The sequence below is a fragment of the Coriobacteriia bacterium genome, from assembly GCA_034370385.1.
Taxonomy (GTDB): Bacteria; Actinomycetota; Coriobacteriia; order Anaerosomatales; family PHET01; genus JAXMKZ01.
In genome coordinates this window covers 1-14,806 of the sequence record JAXMKZ010000005.1, presented here as the reverse complement: position 1 = coordinate 14,806, position 14,806 = coordinate 1, and the positions used below count along the sequence as shown (strand labels likewise).

The following is a 14,806-nucleotide window of genomic DNA, read 5'->3' as shown; positions in this document are numbered from 1 at the left end:
CAGCGGCGGCATCTTATGCGCACGCCGCGATAAGGGGTTCATTCCACCGAGGGGCGAAAGTACGCAGCGAGACCGTCCTCAGATTCCCAGCGCCGCGCGCTTGTCGGCGATTGCGGCAAGGTGTGCTTCGAGGTGCTCGACGGCGTGGTAGAAGAGGTCGTAGACGGTCACGGTGCCGCCCTCGGAGTGGACCGCGGTGCGCTGCCAAGCCTCCGGGGTGAGGCGCGCGAGGTCGGCCGCCAACTGCTCGCGCTGGATCTCGAGCAGGCGCAGGTCCAGTTCGAGGTCGCGCTCGTGGTAGGCGAGCGGACCCGGATAGTCCGCCGATTCGACACCCATGATCAGAGGCTTGTCGGTGGCGATGGTCCGTTTGATGCGGTCGCACATGAACTGGTCCGAATCCACGATGTGGCACACCACCTCAAGCGAACTCATCTTCCTGGCGATGGGGCGTGCCCGCAGGGCATCGGCGTCGAGCCCCTCGATCGCCTGGCGCAGCAGCTCGGGGCCCTCGCGGTAGGCGGTAAGCAGTTCGGCGGGGGTCGCATCCGGAGAGATCATCGGGGCTCCTTCGAGAGGGCGGCATCGACGGCCGCAAGTGCGTGCAGACGAGCGGTGGGGAAGAGTGGGCAGTCGAGGTCCTGCGGTCGTATCAGCAGTTCGATCTCCGTGCACCCCGCGATCACGCCTTGGGCGCCCGTCTCGAGCAGCGTATCGATTGCGCGCAGGTAACGCTCCCGCGACAGGTCCGACACGACTCCGCGCACGAGTTCGTCGTAGATGACGTCGTTCACCATCGTGCGGTCGGGCTCGCCTGGCACAAGCACGGTGATGCCGTGGCCTTCGAGGCGTTCGCGCAGGAACGGCAGCTCCATCGTGTAGCGCGAGCCGAGGAGCGCAACGGTGTCGAGCCCCGCGGCGGTGACCGCCTCGGCCACGGCGTCGGCGATGTGGATCAGCGGGATCGTGACCGCCGCCTCGACCTGCGGCGCGACCAGGTGCATGGTGTTCGTCGCGATGATCAGCAGCTGCGCGCCGCCAGCCTCGAGCACGCGGGCATCCTCGGCCAGCAGCGCGGCGAGCGTGTCCCAGTCGCCAGCCTTCTGAAGCGCCTCGATCGTCGCGAAGTCGTAGCTGCGCACGAGCAGGTCGGCGGAGTGCGCGCTGCCCAGTCGTTCTCGCACGGCGGTGTTCATCGTGCGCTCGTACTCGACCGAGGACTCCCAGCTCATGCCGCCCAGAACACCGATCCGCTTCATCGCTGTGGCCCCTTCTTCGGCTTGCGGATTCCGTAGCGGATGACGGTCTTGAGCTTGCTCTGGTCCGCGCGGTCGGGCTTGCCCAGGTAGATCTCGTGATGGCGGCCGGTGACCTCGACGCCGGTCTCGTCCGCGTACGCGAAGAGGCTCTCGATGGCGGGCTTCTCGTCGGCGTAGGGGCCCAGGTGCATGATCTGGATGCTCAGCCCCTCGGAGAACGTGGCCACGCGTATGTCGGCGAGCCGCGCCAACTCCTTCTTCTGCGCGACTGACTCCCTGACCTCATCGACGAAGTCCGAGGTGACCTCGTTCGGGAGCATGATCATGAGCCGCCACGCGAAGGACTCCCTTGTGGCGGGCGTGAACTCGACCTCTCCGTCCGGGTCCCAGTACAGCCCCTCGAGCGGCATGACCGGATAGCGCACGGACAGCCGCTTCTTGGCTGCGAACTTCACCGGGTAGGCCAGGCCGTAGAGAGACTTCACGGCGTCCTGAAACGTGGGCCCGCCGATGTCACCCAACCCATCGAGCATCAGGAAGCGCGTATTCGGCACCTTAGCGAAGCACGGCGCGAGGGGGCTTGGCTTGTTGAGCTTGGCGAACTGGCGCTTCAGGTCGATGTCGATCATGGGAACCGCTTTTCAGTCGGGAGTCCGAGGAGTACGTAGCCTACACGGGATTATGCGCCCTGCGTGAGTGTGACCCTACTTGTGCGGAAGAACGAGGCAAACGGCTCGGGACGGTGGGCGCCCTAGAGGAACTCCCATTCATCGGGCAGCGGCAGCGAATCCGCGGGAACCAGCGGCTCAAGCTGACTGATGAGCTGCGGACAGTCGCGTGTGGCCGCGCGCCAGACTTCGGCCAGATCCACGTGGCCATACTCGTGAGCGAGGCGTTTGCGCATTCCCATGATCTCGCGCCACGGGATCTCGGGATGGCCCTCTCGGAAGGCTGGGGACACGCGGCTCGCCGCTTCGCCGATCACCTCAAGGCAGCGGACGGTCGCACTCTGCACGAGTTGGTCGGCTTCGAACGCGTCTTGCTTGAGCTGCGCCGTGAAATCATGGGCCCGCCGCGCCCAGATGAGCATGTCGAGAAGGCTCGCGTCATCGCGCCACATAGACGCTCCGCGCACCGTCCAGGATCCGGGACTTGCGGATGTAGTTCTCGGACCGCTCTACGCTCTCGCGGTCGACGAGGTCGACATCGCGGCGGAAGATGCCGCGAAGCTCGATGCTGAGATCGTCGAGCGTCCCAAAGTCCAGGGGTTCGGCGTCCTCGGCCCACGTCACCAGCACATCGACATCGCTCTCCGGCTCAAAATCCGTGCGCACGCTCGAGCCGAAGAGCGCGAGTTCGCGAACACCATGCAGACGGCAGAACGCCGCGACGGTCTCGGGGGCGACGCCCAGGCGAGCCAGCGCGCGGGCGCCCGTATCGGCGAGAGAGGGCGCGTTGTAGGTCGCGGGCGCTTCCGCAGCGAGCGGCAGCGTCACGCCGATGTCCACGCCCAGGGCGCGGGCCACGTCGTCAACACGCTCGAGCGCTGCCGAACGGTAGGCGTTTGCCTCCCAGCGCGCTATCTGCGGTTGCTTCACGCCCACACGCCGGGCGAGTTCGCGCTGGGTGACGCCGGTTGCGATGCGAGTCGCAACCAGCTGCTGTCCGATATCGAGCGGAGATGTCATGCCGCTAGTATAACGTAGAAGATATACATGGCGCGCAAGTTATCGAACCTGCTTACCCCAGGATCTCGTTCAGGTAGGTCGTGGCCTTCTGCCCGCTGTCGGGCGCAATGGAGACCGCGATTCCCCGGCGGCCGGCCTCCCTCAGGTACTTGAGCGCGCCGGCGGTGATTGCGGCAGCGGATGGCCCCACCATGAGCGCTTCCTCCCGGTACAGCCGCCGGGCGCATTCGTCGGTCATCTCGTCGTCGACCATCACGATCTCATCGATGACCGAACGGTCCAGGTTGCCGGGCACTGCTGTTTCAACCATGTTCTTCAGTCCCGAGATGTGGTGCCCCTCTACCGGTTCGATGCCGATGATCTGGATCTCCGGGTTCATCTCCTTCAAGTAGCGCCCCGTGCCCACCACCGTCCCGCACGTGCCCAGCCCAGCGAAGAAGTACTTCACGCGGCCCTCGGTCTGCCGCCATATCTCGGGGCCGGTCGATTCGTAGTGTGCCCGTGCGTTGTCGGCGTTGTCGTACTGGTTGGGCATCACGTACTCGCCGGGGTTCTCGGCGCTGGTGTGCTCAGCGAGCCTGAATGCGATGTCCATGGGGTGAAGGCCCGAGTCGTCGTCAGGTGACGTGAGCCGAACCTCGGCCCCGAATGCGCGCAGCAGCGCGGTCTTCTCGGGAGACAGAACGTGCGGCGCGGTTGCGACCATCTTCTTGCCGAGAAGTGCAGTGATGGCTGCGAGTGCGATGCCGGTGTTGCCCGATGTCGCCTCGAGAACCGTCTTGTCGTCGAGTTCGCCGCGCTCGATGAGCCCGTTGATCAGCCACTTCGCCGTACGGTCCTTGATCGACCCGAAGGGGTTGACCCACTCGCACTTCACGTAGAGCGCGATGTCGGGGTTCGAGAGCACTCGGTTGAGTCGCACGATGGGCGTGGGGTGGTTGACATCGCCGCATGCGTCCAAGAGGTTGTCGTAGCGCACGAGGCGAGAGTCGTTACCCAAGCCTAGACGGGAGGCGTCATCGCGGTCATCTGGCTGCTGTGTCACGTCATCCTCGCTTAGAAGCCGAAACGGCACTGCCGAGAGTGTGTGGAGTTCGCACACAGGATACAGGCTTCGACTTCGGGTAGAAGCCTCTCGGTACGAAGGAGTCCACGACGAGGGGAGCGGCATGACGAGAAGTGACAGCGGCGCAGCTGCAGGGGCCGGGGCGGTATACGCGTTCGGTTGGTTCGGCGCGGTCATCTACTACATACAGACGGCCACCGGCTTCTTCGACGGGCTGGTCGGGTTCTTCAAGGCGTTCTTCTGGCCCGGATTCGTGGTCTATGACCTGATGCACTTCCTCAAGATGTGAAGGAAGAAGGCGGCGGCCGCGGCGGCGGGCATATCGCTCTGGCCAGCCCTTGGGTATGGTATCTACTTCTCGAACCCTACCGAGAGGCCAATCAACCGTGAGCGACCCCGCCGTTCTCGCCAACCAGCCCGCACAGGCTGCCGAGCCATGGCACGCGCTGTCACCGGGGTCCGCCGCCGAGCGTCTCGAGACCTCCGCTTCGAATGGACTCACGTCTGAAGACGCCGCTCGTCGGTTGAGCGAGAACGGTCCGAACGCGCTTGAGGCCGAAGCCGGCACCTCGCTCGGCAGACTCATACTCGAGCAGGTTGCAAACCCGATGGTCTACCTGCTGGCGGCGGCCGCTGTCGTTTCGCTCGTAGCGAAAGGCCCCTTCGACGCTGGCGTAATCGCGCTCATCGTGGTCGCCAACGTCATCATCGGCGTGTCGCAGGAGTACCGCGCCGAAAGCGCCCTTGATGCGCTGAAGCGGCTCTCGAGCCCCCGCGCGCGCGTTCTACGCGACGGCGATGTGCGGGTAATCGACGCCACCGAGGTGGTCGTGGGCGACGTGCTCGTGATCGAGACCGGTGACAGGGTGGCCGCCGACGCGCGTCTGCTCACTGAGTCTGACCTGCGCATCGATGAGTCGGCGCTCACCGGTGAGTCCGAACCGATCGAGAAGGAGCTGGCGGAACTCCCGGCGGACACCGTGCTTGCCGATCGCACGTGTCTCGTCTTCTCGTCGACGCCTGTGGTCGCAGGGCGAGCGACGGCGGTCGTGACCGCCACCGGCATGAGCACGATCGTGGGCGAGATCGCCGGCGAGGTCAGGGCGACCGGTCGCCAGGAGACGCCGCTTCAGAGGCGGCTCGCCAGGCTCTCGACGCGGCTCGGGATTCTCTCGGTCGTCGCAGCCACGGTCATCTTCGCGTTGGGTGTGGCGCGCGGCGAGGCCGTCATCGACATGTTGCTGTTTGCCGTGGCGGCCGCGGTCTCGGCTATCCCGGAGGGCCTGCCCACCGCGGTCAGCGTGTCGCTTGCCCTCGGCGTGCAGCGCATGGCTAAGCGTCGGGCGCTCGTGAGGCGGATCGCGGCCGTCGAAACGCTGGGCGGCTGCACCGTCGTGTGCACCGACAAGACCGGTACGTTGACGCGAAACGAGATGACGGTCACGCGGCTGTGGGCGGGTGGCGAGCGCTTCGACGTGACCGGGGACGGCTATGCGCCTGAGGGCGAGATCGTGCCCGACCCCGGCCAGACCGAGGTGGTCTGGTCCGATGTCGAGCTGCTGCTAGAGGTGGGATGCACTGCGAACAACGCACTGCTTGAGGAGGACGAGGCCGGCCAGTGGCGCATCGAAGGCAACCCCACTGACGGTGCGGTGCTCGTGGCTGCGTCGAAAGGCGGGATGCGCCCGAGCGGTGCGCGCTGCGATGCCTCACGCATCGACGAGATTCCCTTCTCGAGTTCGTTCAAGTACATGGCTACGCTCGATGGCCGCGAAGGAGGCGGGCGCCGACTGCACGTGAAAGGCGCGCCCGACCGCGTGCTGGGCTACTGCGATCGGATGCTTCTTGACGGCCGTGTCGTCGAGCTCACCGAGGAGCTCCGAACCGCGGTGCGTCAGGCCCAGGCCGACTTCGCGGCTGACGCCCTGCGCGTGATTGCGGCTGCGTATCGCGAGATGCCGACGGGCGCCACAAAGGCGGAGCGTGCCGACGCCGAGCACGGCTGCATCTTCGCCGGCCTGTGGGGACTGATGGACCCGCCGAGGGCCGAAGCCGCGCAGGCGGTTGCGGCCGCCCAGCGGGCAGGCATCGCCGTCAAGATGATCACGGGCGACCATGTGTTGACCGGCTCGGCGATTGCGAAGCGCGTAGGAATACTGCCCGAGGACGCACCCGAGAGCGCGGTGATCACGGGAGTCGAACTCGACCAGCTCGACGACAGCGCGCTCAAGAAGCGGGTGCGCGAGATCGCGGTCTTCTCGCGGGTCGAGCCCCGTCACAAGATGCGTATCGTCGAGGCGCTTCAGCAACTGGGTGAAGTCGTCTCGATGACGGGTGACGGGGTGAACGACGCGCCCGCGCTCAAGCGTGCCGACATCGGCGTGGCGATGGGCATCACCGGAACCGAGGTCTCGAAGGAGGCCGCCGATATGGTGCTTGCCGACGACGACTTTGCGACCATCGTCTCAGCAGTCGAAGAGGGGCGCGTCATCTACGGCAACCTGCAGCGCGTGGTGGCGTTTCTCGTCATGGTGGCGCTGGGGCAGGTCATGGCGATTGCGGCAAGCCTGGTGCTGGGCTGGCCGCTGCCCATCACCCCGGTGATGGTGCTGTGGGCGAACCTGGTGGTAGCAAGCACCCTGACCATCCCGCTGGGCATCGAGCCGAAGCACGACAACGTCCTCGCCGAGCCGCCCCGTGACCCCGCAGCCGACATCGTCGATCGCCGCGCCAGCTGGCGTATCGGGACGGGCGCGGTGCTCAAAGCAGTCGGTATGCTCGCCGTCTTCGGCTACTACCTGCAGGACTCCAGCGTCGTCCACGCCCAGACCATGGCGTTCACCACGCTGGTCGCCTTCGAGTGGGCGCAAGCGATCGGTTGCCGCTCCTGGAACGTGCCGCTCACGAAGCTTGGCGTCTTCACCAACCGAAGTCTGGTGGTTGGGCTGCTCGCGGGTCTCGCGCTGCAGTGGGTCGCCGTCTCAAGTCCTGCGACCGACCTGATCATCGGCACCGACCCGCTCGGGCCGGCCGAGTGGGGCATTGCGATCGCGGTGGGGGCGACGGGGCTGTTGCTCTCTGCGATCATGACCTGGATCGAGTCGCGAAAGCGACGCGCCTAGTGGTGGGCGGCTGCGTCCGTCGACTGCCAGGGGCTCGGGTGTCCCAGATGGCCCAGCCCCAACCGCATGATGGGTGCCCAGCCGTAGAAGTCGGTGACGGGCGCTAGCGATGCGGGCGCCGTCGACGCGTCCACGGTTCCTCTGAGTGTGCCCGAGAAGAACGCCACCATCTGGTCCCAGGCCGCCTGTTGCACGGGGTCGGTCGCGATGCCCTCGGCGTTCTTCACGAAGGCGTGAGGCTGGTCGGGATAGACCGTCACCGTCGATTCCACGCCGGCGGTCTTGAGTCCCGCCTCGAACGCACGCACGTCCTCGAGCGGGATGGACTGGTCAGCACCGCCGAAGATGCCCAGCACAGGGCTTGTGAGCGTACCGAGCCGAGCCGCATCGGTCACGGGTTGTCCGTAGAACACGGACGTGGCCTGGAGGGTCGGGTTGTGAAGGCTATAGAGCAGTGAGGTTCGTCCCCCGAAGCAGAATCCGGTGATGCCGACACGGGAGGGGTCGACCCCCGGCTGCGAGCAGGTCCGCTTTGCTGACGATGTCGGGATTCAGCCCCCAGAACTCGTGGACGATGATGACCACCGGGTGCGGCCCGGCACCTTCGGGAGTGGCGACGTAGGCCGGTACGGCAGGGCCGGCAAGACCGGGGATGGAGCCGTTGGAGACCTCGGCGAGCCGCTCGTCGCCGCCACGGCGATCGACCGCGACGCTGATTGCGAGGACGGCCACGAGCAGCAGAGCGAGGGCCGACAGTCCGCCCACCACCCAGCCGATCACCTTGAGCCACTTCGGCCATGTCCGCATGAAGTGCCCTTTCGTGAGCCGCCTTGTGGGGTTCGTACCACACCGGGTGCGATTGCCACCGTGGGCCGCGGGCGCCGACCGACGCCGACCGACGCCGAGATCGAGATGGCTACGGTCGCTGCCGCGAGTCTAGGGCGAGCTCTTCACGGGTCCGTCACCCGGCTGCCCCTGAATGGCCGACGTGTCTGCCGCGCCTGGCACGAAGGTGACCACCAAGTCGCACTCGAGAGCAGCCGCGACTTCGGTGAGCAATGCCAGTGCAAAGTCGCTGCGGCCGCGCAGGAGGTTCGTGATTCGAGCGGGCGGGACGTCAAGACGCGCGGCAAGATCGGTGCGGGTGAGCCCCAGCTCCGCCATGCGAGCATGGATGGCTTCAGTGACGGAGTCGATCGCCTGCTCGACCGGATATCGGGCGGTTCCTCGGACACGCACGACGCGATGGTAGTCCGCGTAGGAGCCCGGTTCCTCCCGCACGACGAACGCATCTCGGAATTCATCTGCCTCGGCTACGAGGGTACCGGCTTCGATGTCCGCGAGACTCACCTCGAGGCGTGCCCGCTGCCGAGCAGTCAGCTTGTGACCGTTTGCCGAAAGTAGGGTGGGGATGTTCCCTGGGTCCTGAGCCAGGCGCAGCGTCGCCTCGTGTGCCGCATCCTGGAGCGAGCCCGATTCGTATCGGTGTAGCGTGATCTCGCCCCATCCGAGCAGGAGCGCGAACGGCTTCACGCCCAGACCGTATCGGCCGCGCAGCTCGCGCATCTCGTCGGGGCTCATGAGCCCGTGTCGCTCGCGGTAGATGTTGAACGCTGCGATCAGCGTGGCGTCGTCCAACTCCTCGACTGACATGTCAGCGCCGCACTTCGGGCAGACTGCGACCTTGGCGAGCACCTCGGTATCTTCTCCGCGCACAGGGAGAATCTCGTTGCGTTCATCGATTCGCGGCTCGACGGTAGCGCCGCACTCGAAGCATTCAAGGTGCGTCACGGCTTGTCGTCCTCCTTTGGTCTGGCATCGCGGTAGGGCAGGTGCAACGGATGCTGCGCGTCATGGAACGAGACACATAGGCAGCGTGCGGGCTCGGTGCGGACGCTGACCTTCACATATACGAGCGCCCCGTTCACGGTGATTCCGAACACCCAGGCCTCCTGGGATGAGCCCTCGGATCGAGGGGTCGGTCCAGACACATAGTCCGCCGGCGTCAGTGCCAGAATGCGCTGCTTGGCATCGCGAACGGTGAGACCCAACCGAGCAAGCGTCGCCATGTTCTCGGGGCGCCTCTCGAAGCGGAACTGGCAGGCAGCGCAATCTCGGAGAAGCCGCAAGAACAAGGCGACTTGGTCACGTTCAACCACGTCCCCTCCCTATTCGTAAGCGTAATCACATGATAACGACTAACGCTGGCGAGCGCAATTGCTCGGAGGACACGATCCGCGCGGTCGCGACGTCGTAGACAGCGCGTCCGGGTCTACTCCGGCACGCGGCCTGGCGGTCGAGCTCGGCGATCGTGAGCTGTAACCGCTGTGCAAATGAGTAGTCGATGGTGTCGCAATCGCTCGTCTCGCTCCAAGCCGGCTCTTTGTGCGAGAACTCGGATATCCGAGATGCGGACCAGCTATCGAGCGCGTGCATGCGCTACGTCGTCAAGCGAGTGCCGTCCGCGCCTCGCCGCGAGGCACGTTCGCAGCGTCGTTCACCTTGCCACAGGTCACTCCAGTCGCGAGGATTCGGGCCGAACACGACGAGCGCATCGTCAACAAGCTGGGCGGCGAATGATGGCGCCGTCTTTGGGAGCGCCGAGGCCTCCCTTGCGTCATACACGATTGCGGAAAGCGGCGCGCCATATCTTGACAAGAAGTGCGCCTGGTAGCCGTCCACCGTCTCCTCAGCGAGGTCTTTCGCCTTGGTGTCAGCGGCCACGATGACTACATCGATGTCGCTTTCAGAAACCTGTTCGCCGCGCGCGTAGCTGCCGAAGATCACCATTGCCACTGCCTGTGACTCGAACGTCCCGGTGAGGTCGGCAAGCATTCTGTCGGGGATTCGCTCCTCGGCGGCAAAGAGCGGATCGATGAGGTCGGTGACATAGACGTTCTCACGGTTGAGAGAGTGGATGTTTGCGCGGCCAGCGGAGCTGCTGTTGATCACGCCCATCCCAGCAAGTTCGTCCAGCACGGTCGAGACGGCGGTCCAGCTGAGCCCGGTTCGACGGGCGAGCTGCGAGGCGTTGAGCGGGACGGCGACGCCGTGCAGCACTCTAAGGACCGACAACTTGCTGCGGCTTCCCAAGAGTGTCTCTATCGTGTGCGTGGGTCTCATGTATTCAAAGTAAACCTTAGGTTATTCCAAGTCAAATAGTGAATGTCATTAGGTTTGATGTGAATAGCATCGCCCACCATCGACTCCCGCCTTCGATGGCCGTTCGCTACGACAGCTGCAACCGCTGCGCATGAGTAATCGATAGTGTCGCGATCGCCTCGAAAGGCCCCGATCACGATTCCGCGCGCGTCCGGGTCTACTCCGGCACGCGGCCTGGCGGCTTCTGTGGCCCGACGAAGATCGTGCCGTCCTCGACCTTGCTCTCATAGGCGCGCAGGGGGCGGGGATGGCGAGCGAGTTCGGCGATCGTGAGAACCGCGCCCTTCCAGTCGGTCCAACGCAGGCAGCTTCCATCAGCGACGTCGAACTGCGAGTGGTGGAGCGGACAGGTGACGACGGTGCCCTCGAGCGCGTTCTTTGCGAGATGTCCGCCGAGGTGTGGGCAGCGGGCATCGGTGACGTAGTAGTCGTCGCCGACCCGAGACACCAGCAGGTGGTGGCCCTCGGCTTCGACCTCGTGCATGGTGCCCGACTCGAAGCCGTCGGTGCTCGTGAGTTCGATGAAGTCAGCCACGGTGTTCCTCCTCGCGAATGGGCGTCTCGTGAGGCTATTCCCGTTCGGGGCACGGGCCAGCATGCGATTGAGACCAAGCACTCAGCTGCCGGGGAAATCGAATCGAGGCGCCACCGCAGTCTGAGCGCCGCAAGCTCGGTTAAGACCGTGAGCGAGCATCTGTTGAACGTGTGCGGCGAGGGCGAGCACGACTCAAACGCAACTGTCCGGAAGTTCCGGACAGTTCGAACCGAGGGGTCACGCTCGGTCAGCCGATCCATCGAGCACTACAGCTTCGATGCCATCCTTGCTGTCGGGTATCGCGTCCGCTCAGCTCGCGGCATGCAGTTTCGACAGTGGGCTACGGCGCTCGTTACTAACATGGCTTGTTAGTAACATCAAGTGTGAGTATGATACGCGGGTGCCTACTTTCGTCAACAGAGTCAACGAACTGCATCGGCTGGAGCGCTGGTACTCCGGCGACGCCTCTTCGCTGGCGATAGTGTGGGGTCGGCGCCGAGTGGGCAAGACGATGCTGCTCCAGCGCTTCTCGGCAGACAAGCGTGTCGTGTTTCACACGGGAGCGGGACGGCCGGTCACCGATGAGCTGTCACTTCTGTCCCAGTCGGTCGCGGCGGCCCAGGTACCGGGGATAAGAGACCTCGAGGCACGTCCGTTCACGACATGGGATGACGCGCTGGAGTTCCTCGCAGTCGCAGCAGCGTCTGAGCCGCTGCTGCTTGTGTTCGATGAGTTTCCCGAGCTCAAGTCGAACTCGCCGGAGTTGGAGGGCGTTTTGCGAGCCCTGCTCGATCGGGCGGCGGGTGCCACGCAGCTGAGAATCCTGCTGTGCGGCTCAGCGGTCAGGACGATGGAGGCGGTGCAGCAAGAACGCGCTCCGCTGTACGGACGCTTCGGCTTGTCGCTGCAGGTGCATCCGTTCGAGCCGCACGAAGCTGCGCTCATGCTGCCGGATCTGGGTCCTTCGGATCGGGCCGTCGTATGGGGCATCGTGGGTGGTATCCCGCTGTACCTGCAATGGTGGGACCAAGGCGCCTCGATTCGCGACAACATCGAGCAGCTCTTCTGCACACCGGCGGCACCGCTGCTCAATGAAGGTCAGTTGGTGCTCGCGACCGAGGCCGATCTGACGGGTCTGTCCGGCATCGCTCTGCACGCTATCGCGGCCAAGCGCACCAAGCACAACCAGATCAAGGATGCTGTTGGAGTTGAGCCTTCTCGGCTGCTTGAGCGTCTCATCGAACTCAGGCTGGTGGAACAGCTGGTGCCGGTTACGGAGTCTCCGCAGCGAACCCGGCGCAAGACCTACCGCATCGCCGACAACTTCCTCGCGTTTTGGCTGGGGTATGTTGAGCGCTATCGCTCGCAGATAGAACGCGGCCTAGGAGGCCCGGTCGCCGCACTGCTCGAGTCCGCGATTGATGACGCCATGGGGACGCCGTGGGAGGAGGCGTTCAGGCATCACCTCGTCCGCATGGTCGGGAGGGGAGACGAGCTGCCTGAGGTCAGCGCGCTCGGCCCCTGGTGGAATGAGTCGAGTTCGGTCGAGATCGATGCCGTTGGGCTCGTGGGGAGGTCCCGTATCCCGACACTGTTCGGCGAAGCGAAGTGGGCCCGGGAAGCAGATGCCGTGACCCTTCTGGGCGGGCTGGCCCGCAAAGCGGACGCCGTTCCCAACGCCGCAGCGAACAGGGCTTACGCCGTGTGCGCGCGTGATCACCTGAGGCGAGTGCCGGAGGGCGTCGTCGCCATAACTGCGGCGGACATCTTCGGTCTCTAGGTGCCGACTCCTGCGGCGCAGTTCAGTGTGATTTTCGACGCGATCCGCCAGTTGATGATGGTTCCCGCACCACCACGTAACCCGATCGGCTTCGCGCCGCAGGAAGACCCGATCTGAAGGCGACAGAGCCCTGGATCAGGTCTTGTCCAGCGCCGTCTTCGCCTTCTTCAGTGTTGACTGCATCTCCTTGGAGAGCTTCTCGATCTTCGAGATCTGCGAGCTGTTGAAGTAGCTCACGCCACCCGATCTCCGGAAAGGGGACGAGGCCGCCTTGCGTACCTTCTCGTCGGTTTTGGCCGCAGCTCGGAGGTGGTTCAATGCAGTCCGATACTCGGAGCACTCGACGCTCTCGAGGCGCTTGATGATGGCATCGAGATCGGAGGCGGAAGCTCCACTGGTGAGCACCAGCGCCATGCTGACCCTCTTGCCTGAACGCATGTCCTTGGCCCACTTGAGATGGTCCTTCACTTGGGAGTTCTGCCTGTTCAACGAGGTGCTCGCAGCGGATTTCACGCGTGTCTTGGCTAGTGACTTCACCGATTCAGGGACCTGATCCGGGCATCCGGTCATGAACGTGCTCACACGGTCTAGGCAGTTTCGGTCTGAGCTGAAAGAGCCGTTGACCAGCACATCAGCCGCTTTGTCGATCGCTTCGGCGCCCGCCGGAGTGCGCGGGTAGCGCTCGCGGATGTCGAAGTACAGCGAGATGGCCTCGCTCCCGCTCGACTTCTCGGCTTCGGCAGTCAGCTCTGCCACTCGGTTCGAGATGGCGAGCGCCAACTTCTCGGCACGTTGGGCTTCGGATTGGGCGGCCTCATACTTCGACGCCAGAACGAAGAAGCCGGTACGGTAGAGCGATTTGGCCTCCGACAGGGCGGCTTTCGACTGCTCGCTCTCGTCGGCCTCTCGGCTGCCAGGCTCGACGGCGATCTGGGCTTCGTCCCAGGTCTTCTCGGCGGCTTTGATTGCTTCGCCTGCGGAGCTGCGGGCGGCGAGGCCATTTCGGGCCACCGCCACCGCGATTCCTGCGCCGACCAGGAGCAGCACGAGCGCGACCACGATTCCGATGATGAGACCGACGGGACGCTTCTTGGCGGGCGCGGGCAGGGGCTGCTGGTACTGAGGCGGAGTTTGGAGAGGTTGCTCGGGAACGGGAATTTCGGACTCAGGATTCATGATGATCTCCCCCCATGAGAGATGTCGAACACGGTGAACATACCCTGACCTGCTACGAGGGGAAACCACCGTGTGCGAACGGAGCGCGCAAGGATTCGGGGGCCTACTCTCAGTTCGTGAGATTGAGCATCGCGCGGAAGGGCTGACGCCTCGAGATGGGCCTCAGATGCCCTGAAGCTGGCTCGTATCCCAGGAGAACATCTACCGCCCGGAGCTGCTCTTGGTGCATTCGTCCGAGGCTTTGGACGCCGCCATCGCGAGTCCGCGCATGGCGTGGAAGCTGAAGCAGCTGCGCAGGAGGTCGAGCGAATAGTCCGACGCTGGCAGCACCAGCCCAGCTCCCGGTAAGGTCACTCCGGAGGGGGCTCCCGATCCGAGCATCTTCTCAACGCCTAAGAACCGCGAAGGCATCCAAGTCGGTACAGCTATCTCGCTTCTGACTAGGCGGGGCGCGCCCCATGACAGCGAAGCAGTCGTTCAGTACCGTGACTTCTGGGGCATCGACAAACTGCGGAATCTCGATGACGCGGCCGAAGCCCCCGGACCTGAATACCAGACGCTCGAGCCCTCGGTGGATCTAGGGCTGACGCTGTTGCCGCAGACCGCTAACGCGGAGTACTTCTCATGGCCGCGGCTACCCGAACTGATGCCAACCCTGTATTCCGGTGTCATTACTGCGCGCGACGACGCACTTGTCGACATCGACCGCGCGAGACTCGAGTCGCGGATTCGCCTCTACTTCTCCGGCGCCTCGGAAGCAGAGGTGGCTCAGGTGGCCCCCAGTCTGCTCGTGAAGAACGAGACCTACGATCCCCCCGTTGCTAGACGAGCCCTTCAGCAGCGAGGGTTCCGCCCGGATTTCGTTGTCCCGTACACCGCTAACGTCCCCGGTAGTGGTGTACGAGTTCCCGAGGGTCGCCTGACAAACAGGCGGCCACTGCTCCATCCTTGAGGTCGACCAAGACCCGAACCAAGGAGGAGACAGTGACCAAGGACAAGATGGACCGCCTGACGTGGC

At 64.7% G+C, this 14,806-nt stretch carries 16 protein-coding genes and 1 pseudogene; 4 read left to right on the top strand and 13 right to left on the bottom strand.

Annotation, left to right across the window (positions count from 1 at the left end; all coding sequences use genetic code 11):
- Nucleotides 1-78: 78 nt before the first annotated feature.
- From U1E26_01035 to U1E26_01010, 6 genes are all read right to left on the bottom strand, one after another.
- Entirely contained in the window at nt 79-561 is a 483-nt protein-coding gene (locus U1E26_01035) for a DinB family protein (protein ID MDZ4168226.1), read from the bottom strand.
- Nucleotides 558-1,259 carry an aspartate/glutamate racemase family protein gene (locus U1E26_01030; GenBank protein ID MDZ4168225.1) on the bottom strand — a complete coding sequence of 234 codons (702 nt, stop codon included), beginning with the start codon at nt 1,257-1,259 and terminating at the stop codon, nt 558-560. The genes U1E26_01035 and U1E26_01030 overlap by 4 nt, the downstream gene beginning before the upstream one ends.
- On the bottom strand, nt 1,256-1,888 hold the full coding sequence (locus U1E26_01025) for a GyrI-like domain-containing protein (GenBank protein ID MDZ4168224.1): 633 nt from the start codon (nt 1,886-1,888) through the stop codon (nt 1,256-1,258). Before U1E26_01025 ends, U1E26_01030 begins: the two co-directional genes overlap by 4 nt.
- Nucleotides 1,889-2,010: 122 nt before the next feature.
- Nucleotides 2,011-2,379, bottom strand: a complete 369-nt coding sequence (locus U1E26_01020; protein MDZ4168223.1) for a DUF86 domain-containing protein — start codon at nt 2,377-2,379, stop codon at nt 2,011-2,013.
- Nucleotides 2,366-2,947: a helix-turn-helix domain-containing protein gene (locus U1E26_01015; protein ID MDZ4168222.1), complete on the bottom strand. Its 582-nt coding sequence runs from the start codon at nt 2,945-2,947 to the stop codon at nt 2,366-2,368. Before U1E26_01015 ends, U1E26_01020 begins: the two co-directional genes overlap by 14 nt.
- Before the next feature lie 52 nt (nt 2,948-2,999).
- Nucleotides 3,000-3,992: a cysteine synthase family protein gene (locus U1E26_01010; GenBank protein MDZ4168221.1), complete on the bottom strand. Its 993-nt coding sequence runs from the start codon at nt 3,990-3,992 to the stop codon at nt 3,000-3,002.
- A 124-nt stretch (nt 3,993-4,116) separates the two neighbouring features.
- On the opposite strand from U1E26_01010, the gene U1E26_01005 reads away from it, so the two are divergent.
- The gene (locus U1E26_01005) at nt 4,117-4,302 is read left to right on the top strand and encodes a hypothetical protein (GenBank protein MDZ4168220.1); all 186 of its coding nucleotides are present in this window, start codon (nt 4,117-4,119) and stop codon (nt 4,300-4,302) included.
- Nucleotides 4,303-4,399: 97 nt separating this feature from the next.
- Nucleotides 4,400-7,135, top strand: coding sequence for an HAD-IC family P-type ATPase (locus U1E26_01000; protein ID MDZ4168219.1), 2,736 nt, complete (start codon nt 4,400-4,402; stop codon nt 7,133-7,135).
- On the opposite strand, the gene U1E26_00995 is transcribed toward U1E26_01000, so the two are convergent.
- The 6 genes from U1E26_00995 to U1E26_00970 form a co-directional block, all read right to left on the bottom strand.
- Complete coding sequence (locus tag U1E26_00995) at nt 7,132-7,623, bottom strand: dienelactone hydrolase family protein (GenBank protein ID MDZ4168218.1); 492 nt, start codon at nt 7,621-7,623, stop codon at nt 7,132-7,134. The two genes, U1E26_01000 and U1E26_00995, sit on opposite strands and share 4 nt — an antisense overlap.
- Nucleotides 7,580-7,942, bottom strand: a complete 363-nt coding sequence (locus U1E26_00990) for a dienelactone hydrolase family protein (protein MDZ4168217.1) — start codon at nt 7,940-7,942, stop codon at nt 7,580-7,582. Before U1E26_00990 ends, U1E26_00995 begins: the two co-directional genes overlap by 44 nt.
- Before the next feature lie 129 nt (nt 7,943-8,071).
- Complete coding sequence (locus U1E26_00985) at nt 8,072-8,926, bottom strand: helix-turn-helix domain-containing protein (GenBank protein ID MDZ4168216.1); 855 nt, start codon at nt 8,924-8,926, stop codon at nt 8,072-8,074.
- Entirely contained in the window at nt 8,923-9,294 is a 372-nt protein-coding gene (locus U1E26_00980; GenBank protein MDZ4168215.1) for a hypothetical protein, read from the bottom strand. Before U1E26_00980 ends, U1E26_00985 begins: the two co-directional genes overlap by 4 nt.
- Before the next feature lie 280 nt (nt 9,295-9,574).
- Nucleotides 9,575-10,258, bottom strand: coding sequence for a nucleotidyltransferase domain-containing protein (locus U1E26_00975; protein MDZ4168214.1), 684 nt, complete (start codon nt 10,256-10,258; stop codon nt 9,575-9,577).
- A gap of 196 nt (nt 10,259-10,454) precedes the next feature.
- A complete protein-coding gene (locus U1E26_00970; GenBank protein MDZ4168213.1) occupies nt 10,455-10,832 on the bottom strand; it encodes a Rieske (2Fe-2S) protein in 378 nt (125 codons plus the stop codon).
- A gap of 138 nt (nt 10,833-10,970) precedes the next feature.
- Between U1E26_00970 and rhuM the strand changes: the two are divergent.
- Nucleotides 10,971-11,186, top strand: a pseudogene (gene rhuM, locus U1E26_00965) (RhuM family protein).
- 46 nt (nt 11,187-11,232) lie between these two features.
- Nucleotides 11,233-12,612, top strand: coding sequence for an ATP-binding protein (locus tag U1E26_00960; protein ID MDZ4168212.1), 1,380 nt, complete (start codon nt 11,233-11,235; stop codon nt 12,610-12,612).
- Between the two features lie 135 nt (nt 12,613-12,747).
- Here the strand turns inward: U1E26_00960 and U1E26_00955 are convergent, their stop codons facing one another.
- Complete coding sequence (locus U1E26_00955) at nt 12,748-13,788, bottom strand: hypothetical protein (protein MDZ4168211.1); 1,041 nt, start codon at nt 13,786-13,788, stop codon at nt 12,748-12,750.
- Nucleotides 13,789-14,806: the final 1,018 nt, after the last annotated feature.